9 protein-coding genes are annotated in these 10,213 nt (G+C 49.4%); 7 read left to right on the plus strand and 2 right to left on the minus strand.

Features of this window, described 5'->3' with window-relative positions:
* The 4 genes from K4305_RS11265 to K4305_RS11280 all read left to right on the plus strand — a co-directional run.
* On the plus strand, nucleotides 1-571 hold a 571-nt coding region (locus K4305_RS11265; protein ID WP_331562555.1), incomplete at its 5' end, for an integrase core domain-containing protein.
* A 540-nt stretch (nucleotides 572-1,111) separates the two neighbouring features.
* Nucleotides 1,112-2,005: a UbiA family prenyltransferase gene (locus K4305_RS11270; RefSeq protein ID WP_331562556.1), complete on the plus strand. Its 894-nt coding sequence runs from the start codon at nucleotides 1,112-1,114 to the stop codon at nucleotides 2,003-2,005.
* A 293-nt stretch (nucleotides 2,006-2,298) separates the two neighbouring features.
* Nucleotides 2,299-3,075, plus strand: a complete 777-nt coding sequence (locus tag K4305_RS11275; RefSeq protein ID WP_331562558.1) for a cache domain-containing protein — start codon at nucleotides 2,299-2,301, stop codon at nucleotides 3,073-3,075.
* Nucleotides 3,076-3,161: 86 nt separating this feature from the next.
* Nucleotides 3,162-3,350: a hypothetical protein gene (locus K4305_RS11280; protein WP_331562559.1), complete on the plus strand. Its 189-nt coding sequence runs from the start codon at nucleotides 3,162-3,164 to the stop codon at nucleotides 3,348-3,350.
* A gap of 137 nt (nucleotides 3,351-3,487) precedes the next feature.
* On the opposite strand, the gene K4305_RS11285 is transcribed toward K4305_RS11280, so the two are convergent.
* Both K4305_RS11285 and K4305_RS11290 read right to left on the minus strand, forming a co-directional pair.
* Nucleotides 3,488-6,031 (minus strand): response regulator, encoded by a 2,544-nt coding sequence (locus K4305_RS11285; protein WP_331562560.1) that lies wholly within the window; start codon nucleotides 6,029-6,031, stop codon nucleotides 3,488-3,490.
* Nucleotides 6,032-6,066: 35 nt separating this feature from the next.
* Nucleotides 6,067-7,281 carry an FIST signal transduction protein gene (locus K4305_RS11290; protein ID WP_331562561.1) on the minus strand — a complete coding sequence of 405 codons (1,215 nt, stop codon included), beginning with the start codon at nucleotides 7,279-7,281 and terminating at the stop codon, nucleotides 6,067-6,069.
* Between the two features lie 452 nt (nucleotides 7,282-7,733).
* On the opposite strand from K4305_RS11290, the gene K4305_RS11295 reads away from it, so the two are divergent.
* The 3 genes from K4305_RS11295 to K4305_RS11305 all read left to right on the plus strand — a co-directional run bounded on the left by K4305_RS11295 (nucleotide 7,734) and on the right by K4305_RS11305 (nucleotide 9,986).
* Nucleotides 7,734-8,744, plus strand: a complete 1,011-nt coding sequence (locus K4305_RS11295; protein ID WP_331562562.1) for a glycoside hydrolase family 18 protein — start codon at nucleotides 7,734-7,736, stop codon at nucleotides 8,742-8,744.
* Nucleotides 8,745-8,911: 167 nt separating this feature from the next.
* On the plus strand, nucleotides 8,912-9,442 hold the full coding sequence (locus tag K4305_RS11300) for a 2'-5' RNA ligase family protein (RefSeq protein WP_331562563.1): 531 nt from the start codon (nucleotides 8,912-8,914) through the stop codon (nucleotides 9,440-9,442).
* A gap of 235 nt (nucleotides 9,443-9,677) precedes the next feature.
* The gene (locus K4305_RS11305) at nucleotides 9,678-9,986 is read left to right on the plus strand and encodes a DUF2149 domain-containing protein (RefSeq protein ID WP_331562564.1); all 309 of its coding nucleotides are present in this window, start codon (nucleotides 9,678-9,680) and stop codon (nucleotides 9,984-9,986) included.
* The last annotated feature ends 227 nt before the right edge of the window (nucleotides 9,987-10,213 follow it).

A 10,213-nucleotide genomic window follows, 5' to 3' on the forward strand; every position in this document is an offset into this window, starting at 1 on the left:
CCGCGGGTACGTTTCCGGCAGCTTCACACAGGGCGATTACTCATCCTGCATGTGCCGGTGGGGGCAGTTGACGGCACAACTGGTTCTACAAAGAACAGTTCAAATACGCGACTTCGCGTCGCACTCCCTGGATAGTAGCTTCTGTGTTGATTGTCTGGAAGAAGCTATCCGCAAGTACGGAATACCGGAAATCTTCAACACCGATCAGGGCGTTCAGTACACCAGTGATGCGTTCACCAGCGTGCTCAAGAGCCATGAGATCCGCATCAGCATGGATGGCCGTGGCCGGGCACTGGACAATATCTTCGTCGAACGGCTATGGCGGAACGTCAAGCAAGAAGACCTGTATCTGAAAGGCTATGAGACAGCGGTCGAAATGATGCGGGGATTAACGGAATATTTCCGTTTTTACAATAACGAGCGGCCTCATCAGTCGCTGGGGTACAAAACCCCGGACGAGGTATACGAAAGCGCAACAGGTGGCGGTGCTCGTATCGTTGACAAGTTCTTTCAAAAGAGTGCCTCCGAAGGGTCATCGGAGACTACAGGGCAGCAACAAGAAGCTGCATAAGCAACCGGTGGGTTACCACCTTAAACTTGACCTCTTTTTGTCTGCTCAATGGGGTCCACTTTAAACGTTATCTGGTCTATGCAGATATATAGAAACCATCCGATAAAGGTGTTGAGCACTTTCATCGAGAGATTCCCCCTTCCGTCAAGGTCTCCCTGACGAGCCATATCGGCCATGTCCATCATGCTCATTCATAAGGGAGCCTCGATAGAATGTGATGAGCGATAAAAGAATCAAGCTCCATAAAGGAGCGCGAGTCTAATCGCACGGACGGAACCCCGGTAGCTCGGGATAAACCTCAAAACCGGAGTCTCGAAAACTTTCGGGAAGAGGATTTCAATCCCGACTTGTCGGGACAACATGGAAATTTGGCTACGTAATAACTTTTTACAGGTTTTTATAATAGATCTGTTCAGCATGAAAGTGTGGTACGCAGACTCAGAGAGGTAATCACCAAATAGTATATTTTTGCAGTAACACCCCTTAGTGGTGCTCAGTATTTGTAAGAATATGTGGTCGGGCGGTGTTATTGGCAAAAGGATGATGCTGCCGTTCAATGAAACCTGTTTTTTCTGTTCCATGTTCAATGCCGGACTTTTCGGGCTGTTTCGCCTGATGCGCGTCGAGTTGTCGTTTGCTGCCGGGATATGCGTGCTGCTTGCCGAGGTGCTGGCGCGTGGGGGGCCCCCGTCAGCACTGCAGGCGCTCTGCGGTTTTTTAGCCGCTTTTTTCATTGCAGCGTCGGTTCTGGTTCTCAACGACTGTTTCGATATTGAGACAGACCGCATGAATTCCCCCTTGCGACCGCTGCCAGCAGAGCTTGTGACATGTGAAGTAGCTGTTGCGTTTTCCGCCGTTCTCGTGCTTTTCGGCCTGTTTTCGGCATTCCTGCTTGGCTGGCAGGCTTTCATTGTCGTTGCAGTGCTCCTGTTGTTCGGTATACTCTACAACTGGCGCATTAAACGGTACGGTCTTGCCGGAAACCTTATGGTGGCGGTTACTGTCGGCATGACTTTTATTTTCGGCGGTGTTGCCGTTGGCAATCTCTCGGAGCCGATGGTTTGGTTCATGGCGGTAATGACCCTGGGTGTCGATCTCGGCGAGGAGATTGCTGCGGATGCGCTGGACGTCGAGGGCGATCGACGGACCGGTTCGCATTCGCTTGCGGTGATGTTCGGATCGGACAGGGCGATGCAGGTTGCTGCCGGTGTATTTGGTTTTGTTTTTTCCCTTGGTGTCATCCCGTTTGCGTTTGGGTGGTTTGACCGGGTGTATCTGCTTCCCATTGTGCTTTTCGACGTTGTTGTTTTCCATTCGGTCAGTCGCATGCTCAACCCCCGGATTCCTGACCGGATTACCGACATCCGGCGGATTTATATCGCCGGTACAGCAATGATTCTGGTTGTGACGCTCATGCGGCTTACTATCGGGTAAGCGTGTCGCATGCCTATGGTATTTGAGGGCACATAGTGCAATAGCGCAGGAGATTTGTTGTTTTGCCGGGCCGGAATTGTCGCGGAGTGTCGGGCTGGAACCTGTTATCCGATTCGCGCGCCCTTATGGTCATGCAGACATTGATATCTATATTTTTGTCAACTAAATAATTACTTTTAAAAGATGTTGAATACAGCATAAAACTGTCTTTCTCCGCTGTGTTTGAACAGGTCGATCTTGCCCCGGTTTCCCCTATGCTTTTCTGGCGAAAAACAAACAAGAGGAGGTCTCTCATGTCAAAACCACTAATGCATCTTGCTTCAGCGCTTCTCTTCGCCTTGTCATTCCTTTCATTACCGGCAGAAGCGAAGCCGCCTGCTCTCGGGCTCGATCCGAATGTTGCATTGGGCGCTTACAAGGGAATGGTAGAGGAACATTTTGCAGGTATCGTTCGAACAACAAGGGCGCTTGCCCTGACGAAAGAAGCGAAGTCGGGGAAATGGAAATCGATCGAGCCTGTGCTCCGGAATTTCAGTAAGGACCTGCCGACCGATGCTACGGTATGGTATGCGATGCCTGACGGAAGCTATTACAGCACCGAATCAGGGGGGCTGACCAGCCAGAATCTGAAAGATCGAGCCTATTTTCCGAAGCTTCTGGCCAATAAGGATGTGGAATGCGACCTCGTCATCAGCAAATCCACCGGTCACCGCTCGGTGATCGTTGCCAGCCCGGTTACCCGGGACGGCAAGGTGGTCGCGGCAATCGGCGTCTCGGTGAGGGTGCATCTGCTTTCGGATTTGGTATCTGAGGACATTGTGCTGCCTGACGGCACCTATTTCTATGCCCTTGACCCAACTGCGAAAATCGTTCTTCACCGTTATATCGGCAGAATTTTTAAAAACGTCGATGACGTCGCGGACGAAAGTCTCGGTGATGAGTTCAGGAAGATCATGACCAGTAATCAGGGGACATTCGAGTACAGGCTGAACGGGAAAAAAATTATCGCGATTTTCCTGAAATCCAAACCGCTCGGCTGGTATTTCTTTTTCGCCCAGGAAATAAAATAGACAGAATTTCCTTCCGGAAAGCCTTCCGCGTCATGGCTTGCCGGGTTTATCGGTTCTCGTGCAATAGGATACAAGATTATGTCCCTTTGTCTGAATGCAATCAGGGTGCAGATCTTGACCTGGGGATATTCCGGAAGCTTTCGCATGCGACCATGCTTACGGGCTTGCTGTCGGCTTCGATGCCCGGTATGGGAGCGCTTGCTGTCGCGCTTGGCTTGTCGGTGCTCGGGTTTCTTTACAATTGGAGGCTCAAACGACTCCAGTCAGGCCTTTAAAATAACTCTGAAATCCGAAATCAACCAGGAAGCGTGGTCAATCCTGAACAGCAATAAATGTTTCGAGGCCACTCGATTAACTGTTGACCGGATGTATCACCGGGAAGGTACGATGGCGAATAATTCAGGTGTAGATGTTATGATTTCAGGTATTTATTGATTATGTGTTCGAAATCGGTTTTTCTGATCGGTTTCGCCAGATAATCGTCCATACCGGCGTCGATGCATTTTTGCCTATCCTCCTTCATTGCGTGTGCCGTCATGGCAACGATGCGAATTCCATGATTCAGCGATTGTTCCGAATTGCTGCGAATCCTCTTTGTTGTTTCGTATCCGTCCATCTGCGGCATCTGACAGTCCATCAGAACAAGATCGTAATGGTTCGCCCTGAGTTTGTGCAGTGCCTCGAATCCGTTTTCGGCAATATCGGCCGCAATACCCATCTGTTTCAACATGGCCGATGCTACCTGCTGATTCACTTTGCTGTCTTCAACAAGCAATATCCGATAACCGTTATCAACTTCTGCAGGTCGTTCTCTTATTTTCGTCGCAGTCCGGGTATGTCTGTCGTTCCGGGGTGTGCCGGTTGCAGCGGCGATGGCAAGAGCCGAGAATAACTCTTTTCGGTGAATGGGCTTAAGGATCAGTCTGAAGCGTTTATTTCCATACCGGTTTCTGATTTCATCACTTTTTCCTGTTGATGCAAGAATAATCAACGGTAGTTCATCCATGGATTCAGGTATTTGATCTGCCAGCAGATTATCGTTCTGAATGTCAACAAGAACGATGTCGAATTTATGGTTTTTAATGGCTGTTGCTGCATGATGAAAAGTGCTTGCAACGGTACAGACGCATTGTTCATTTTCGAGCAGTTGTTTCATTGCTTTGCTTGCGGCGGCATTGCTGCTTATTACGAGTATCCTGATGCCGGGAGGAGGTGCGGCACAGTAGGGCACCGGCCCGGAGGCGGGTGCGGCTTTTTCAAGCAGTACGTCGAGATAAAAAACAGATCCTTTGCCAAGGTTGCTTTTGACGGTTATTCCGTCGCCCATTTTGTTTGCTATATGGTTCGATATGGCCAACCCGAGACCGGTGCCGCCGTACTTCCTGATTGTTGAACCGTCGGCCTGAATGAATGGTTCGAAAATCGATGAGATTCGATGTGCCGGTATACCGATACCTGTATCGCGCACAGAAAACCTTATAACGACATGGGATTCGGTTTCTTTCTGCAGATCGGCAGAGAGGATTATTTCTCCTTCATGCGTGAACTTGATAGCGTTTCCGACAAGGTTGACAAGGATCTGGTTGATTCTTGCCGGGTCGCCTTTAACATGAAACGGCAGATTCTTTGCCGTAACGAGAATCAGTTCAAGGTTTTTATCGTAAGCTTCGAATCCCAGAAGTCCGCAGACGTCTTCGAGAAGTTCAAGCAGGTTGAACTCGTAGTGCTCGAGTTCAAGATGATTGGCTTCGATTTTCGAGAAATCCAGTACGTCGTTGATGATTCTGAGCAGATTTTTTCCGCTGCCGATGATGGTTTCGACATATCGTTTCTGTTCTTCGTCAAGTCTGGTTTCAAGAAGGATATCCGACATGCCGATAACTCCGTTCATAGGTGTTCGGATCTCATGGCTCATATTTGCAAGAAACTGGCTTTTTGCCTTTGTGGCTTCGTTTGCGGCTTTAGCCATTTCTTCGGTACGTCTGACGGACTCTTCAAGTTTGATGTTTGTTTCGAGCAGCTGGTTTCTTGCAAGATTGGCGTCTTCGATGAGATTAAGCAGGGCTGCCCGCTGCCGGCTTCTGAAGAGATAATCATCAGCCGGATTGTCAGGGGCTGTGAGGCTTGCCTTGTCAATGGGACATAGCCAGTCGGATAAATCGGTTGCAAGAGGATCTGTCAGGTTGCTTGCGAGAGTTGTTCTGTTGTTATGGTTTGTTGATATTGATGCATCGCTGCCGTTTGCCAACAGCTTCGCCCGCAGCTGCTCAAGCTCGGTTTTAAGCTCGATATTTCTGATTTCTCGACCTACCATGATCCGGTTAAAACGCTCAAGATCGGTAAGAGTATTTTTCAGTTCCTGTTCTATTTTTTTTCTTTCCGTGATATCCGAGCTGATCATGACGACCGAAGAGACCTTGTCGTCGATAATACAGGGTACCAGTCTTGATTCCAGAAAAATAGTGTCGTTGTCCGGCAGATTGAATTCGCTTTCAAGAACTGTCGGGCTGCCGGACTGAAAAACCGAGTCGATGGTTTCGTGGTAGAGATCGTGATTGTCGTTAATAATGTATGCACATAAATGCTTGCCGATATCGAGCGGTTTATTGTTTCCCGGAAATGTCCGGTTGAAATAAATGACGTTATGTCGCTGGTCTACGGCAATGATAATGTCCGGACTGTTGGCAAGAATGGTACTGAGGGTGTTTTCACTTTCGCTGAGATTGGCAAGCGCTTTTTCGAGTTCGGTTCGCGAGAGTTCCAGCTCGTAATTTTTGTCCTCAAGCTGCCGTTGAAAATCCGAAAGCTCTATGGATTTTTTTATGAGTTTGACATTCTGTTCCCTCAGAGCGTTCTGCTTTTCAAGCAGTTCGTCCTTGATGCGTCTGTTTTGCAATACTTCCTGTTCGAGTTCGTTCAGACGAATTCGCAGTGCCTGGATATCTTTTGTGTTCATAACTGTCTAAAGGGGTTAACAGTTAAGTGTCGGGGTCATGCTTGTTCTTCGCCGATTACCCAGAGAACTACGGTTTCGTTATGAAATTTTGCAGTAGCTAATTCGGCTTTCATTTTGTTAATCGGGCCGATTTCTCCGTACGTATAAAAACCGATGATCGGGATGTCGTCCCCAAAGCATTGCTTTACCGCGGAAATTTCCTCCTGTATTCTTCTGCCGAGAACCAGTTTTCTTCCGACGCAACTGAACATGATGATGAAGCGGGGATCAGCTCCCGAAAGGCATGCTTTTGCCTGATTCGCGGCATCGAGAGCGCCTTTTATTATTTCGCTCCTCGAAGCGGTCGTCAGAGTTACTTCGCTTCCTTCGGGAATGGATGCTGCCAGGGAGATGGTTCCTGTTTCGTGATCTACGGCAAGGCCGCATCGTAACTGAAACAGGTGATTTCCTTGAGCTGAGAGCGAGGGTTCAATAATTCCGAACGGGTATTCAAGGCAGATACCGGGCAGTCGTTCAGATCGCGTTTCTCCCAGAAAATCCTTGTAGAGATCCAATGCCCGCACATGATCGAACTCTTTAACGACATTGCCTTCGGAAGCGGTACAGGTAAAGCTGTTTCCTATCGATTCGAATCCGCTTTTCACTCCTGTGCCTGTTTGTATGCCATCCTGTTTGCGGATCATCAGCCCGACGATAGCGTCTTTATAGACGCTGCCGTTGTAGTACTGAAACGTCATTGAGAACCGTTCGTCATCGCCGAGATAACCGCCTGCCACTTCGAAATGTTCACCGAGAAGGTCGTGTATTCCAGCAAGAATCTGCGTTCCGTCGCCGCCCATGCCATTAGGGAACAAGAGTAGCGAAGCGTCAGGATCGAAGGTATCCCTTGAGAGAATATCGTTGATCATCTCTTTGGTACATGCATAGACATTACGGCTCATATCGTGGCCGATTCCAGCAATGCAGTGAAGCTGGCCGGATGCGACAGCCATAACGACCACAGAGTCTGTCGAAAATCCCTGAGTGGAAATTTCTCCGGCCGTTGTGCCTCCAACAAGCGGAATATCACCGGTAACCGATTGGATTCCGCGAAGCAATTCGCGGTGATCGAATCGCATGGCTCCAAATACTATCAGTATCTGCGGTGTCTGACCGTTTATACGTTCGAGAGCATCGGTTACCGCGTTTTTTCCTGCCTGAAATGAATCGGCGGCATCGCTGAGCCCAACGCCGGCATGGATTTTCTGCATTGTTTTCTTGATGCTTGTTGAAAAAGAGAAGTATCAGAACCGGCTGATATGAGGCTGACAACTCTTGCTGTATTGCATTGAAGCTCATTTTGATATGAGAACTCCGACAGTTGTCGGTAAGGCGCTCAAATGCGGTTTTAAGGTAATCTATTCCTGTTCTTTGCAGGGAAGGCCTTTTTTTCCGGCAATCGGGTCATGTGCTGAAACGGCGTACCGGAAAAAAAGAAAACTGCTTTGTTAAATATACTGCATAGTTTGGATGGTATACAAAGAGAATATGCGGTTATACCCATTATTGACTGTCGGAAGGCGCACGTCTGAGCCTGCGGGTCGGGTTGCGAAACAACATTCGCAGAGGCCTTCGTATCAAACGTGGAGGAAGGGAGGTTGGTAATTCGCCTGTATTTCACTATTTCTGGAATGAGATGAACTTGTATTTTCCGGAGCATATCATGCGAAGAGGCATGCGTTCGATTCTGTTGCTGCTGGCGATTCCGGCATTAGCCGCGCTTGCTTATCATGCGCGGTCATCGTGCAGGTCCGTTGCCGACGGGCGGCATGATCTTCGTACCAACGGCATATGGATCGAGCATGGCTGGCTCGGCGACGATAATTGGTTCGATCGGAACAATGTTGAGCGGTCGCGTTTCCGCAATACCGAAAGCATACGCGAGCTGGCGGTTCTGCTTGCCACGCATGGGGTGAGAGACGTTTTTCCGCACCTCTGCCCTGCCACTTCTGAAGGACAGATCGCTCCGGCAGATTCTCTTCAGACTGAACGGTTCCTCGACGGGTTTTCAGGGTTCAGGGTTCTGCCATGGGTTGGAGGTGTTTTGCGTAAGCAGTGTTTTCCGGATTCGGCCGAGTGGCGTGAGAACTTCGTTTCGTCTTCGGCTGCGTTGCTGCAAACCCATCCGCGGCTCGCAGGCATCCATCTCAATATCGAGCCTGTGTCAGATGGCAGCGAGTCTTTTCTTATGCTGCTTGACGAGCTCAGGCGGGCAATTCCTAAGGGCAAAATCATTTCTGTGGCGGCTTATCCTCCGCACATGGGTTCCCGGCCGTTTTCGAAGGTACACTGGAACAGGCTGTATTATTCCGAGGTGGCTCAAAGGTCTGATCAGATTGTTCCCATGATGTATGATACGTCGCTGCGGTCGCCCAGGCTTTACAGGAAATTGATGAGCGATTGGGCCGTGAAGGTGCTTGACTGGTCCGGCAAGACGGAAGTGCTGCTTGGCATTCCGGCGTACGACGATCCAGGCGCAGAGTATCATAATGTCGAAACTGAGAACCTGCCGAATGCGCTTTCAGGGATTGATGCCGGACTTGAAAGCTATCGGGTGCTGCCGGAGAACTATGCGGGGGTGGCAATCTACTGCGAGTGGGAGATGGACAGCAGCGAGTGGCTGTATTTAAGGACGGAGTTTCTGAAAAAACAGGAGGCCTGTCGTTCGCAATGACAAAAAGCGATATTCGCGGAGTTCGCGCCGGTCGGCCTTCACCCCATAATCTCGCTGGCCAGCGAGGGTTTATCATATCCGTGCATTACGGGATGTAATCGACAGAAAAAGAAAGAATGTATTCACAGACAATAGCATCGCATGGGAACAGCCCAAGAAGAGTGTTTGTGGGTATTCCGGCGGGGGAGGAGCTGCGCGAACAGTTTCTGGAGTTCCGTAAACGGTATTCCGATCTGCATGTACGCTGGATAAAGCCGGAAAATCTCCATCTCACCATAATCCCTCCCTGGCTGACCGATATGCCGGAAAATGCATGTGTCGCGCTTTGCGATACGGCAGCCCTTTTTCCGCAGACCGATGTTCTGTTCACCTCAGTATCGCCGGGTCCGGCGGCGGACAAACCTCGTATTCTCTGGGCAACCGGTCCTGCAGCGCCGTTTTCCGACGCGCTGCGCAACGAGCTGATTTGCCGCTTGTCTCTGGAGCGAACCGAAGAGAGAGCGTTTCTCATGCATCTGACGATCGCACGCATCAAATTCGATGATCGGCATGACGTTGCCCGGATGAAACTGCAGGTGCCGGTGGCTTGGAAAGCCCGCCTCAGGGGGCTTTCACTCTATGAATCCATTCTGAAACCCGACGGCGCGGAGTACCGGGTTCTGTGCGAGGCGCCTTTTGCCTTGAATACGGTACATTAACGGTTGATAAGGCCAACGTTTCCGGCGTTCCGTCACAATGGTTGGCTGAGGTTTTCCGAGAATCGTCAAGCACGTGCAGACAATCGCTGCCAAGTAGCTAACAGTATCTGCCGGAGTCTGTATTGTTTTTGATATATAAATCAGTTTAAATAAATATTAATTTCGCCTGTCTGATAACGAATCCTTAAGAGCCGAATCACTGTCTGTCCGGCTGGCATCTGTTTTCCTCGGCTCGTTGCAAGGGTCGTGTGGACTGGATGGCAAACCGTTTACTGCCTGCTTTTTTGACGTTTACATGGTTTTTGTCGTTGCCCTCATGGTCGCTCTTGTCATTCTTTTCAACATGCAGGAGATTTTTTCGAAAGAGACTTACATGATCGTCAAGAACCCGGGCAAAGAGAACATGGAAATCATTACCAGGAAAGGAAATGTGATCGAGAAATATAAAACCTCGGAAGACCAGCAGGCCAGCGGAAGAAAAGGCAGAATGGTCGGCGTTGCTTATCAGCTGGAAAGCGGAGATATTATCTATATACCTGAATGAGAGGGGGTTGGTGGGCTGATTGTTAATTAATTGCCTGTTACATGAAAAACATTTCCATGAAACGTTCCGGTCCATTGAGGGGTTTAGCTGCCTTTATAATAGGGAACCTCGATTTATTGAGTTTTGATATATCTCTGTACTTGGGTCAGCCGAAAAGCTCGTAGTCGATCCTAAAAAACACCGTTCTTTGACACATTTTGGGCTTAAAAGCTCCCTGGAAGAACCTC

Source organism: Chlorobium sp. (assembly GCF_036528655.1).
GTDB lineage: Bacteria > Bacteroidota > Chlorobiia > Chlorobiales > Chlorobiaceae > Chlorobium.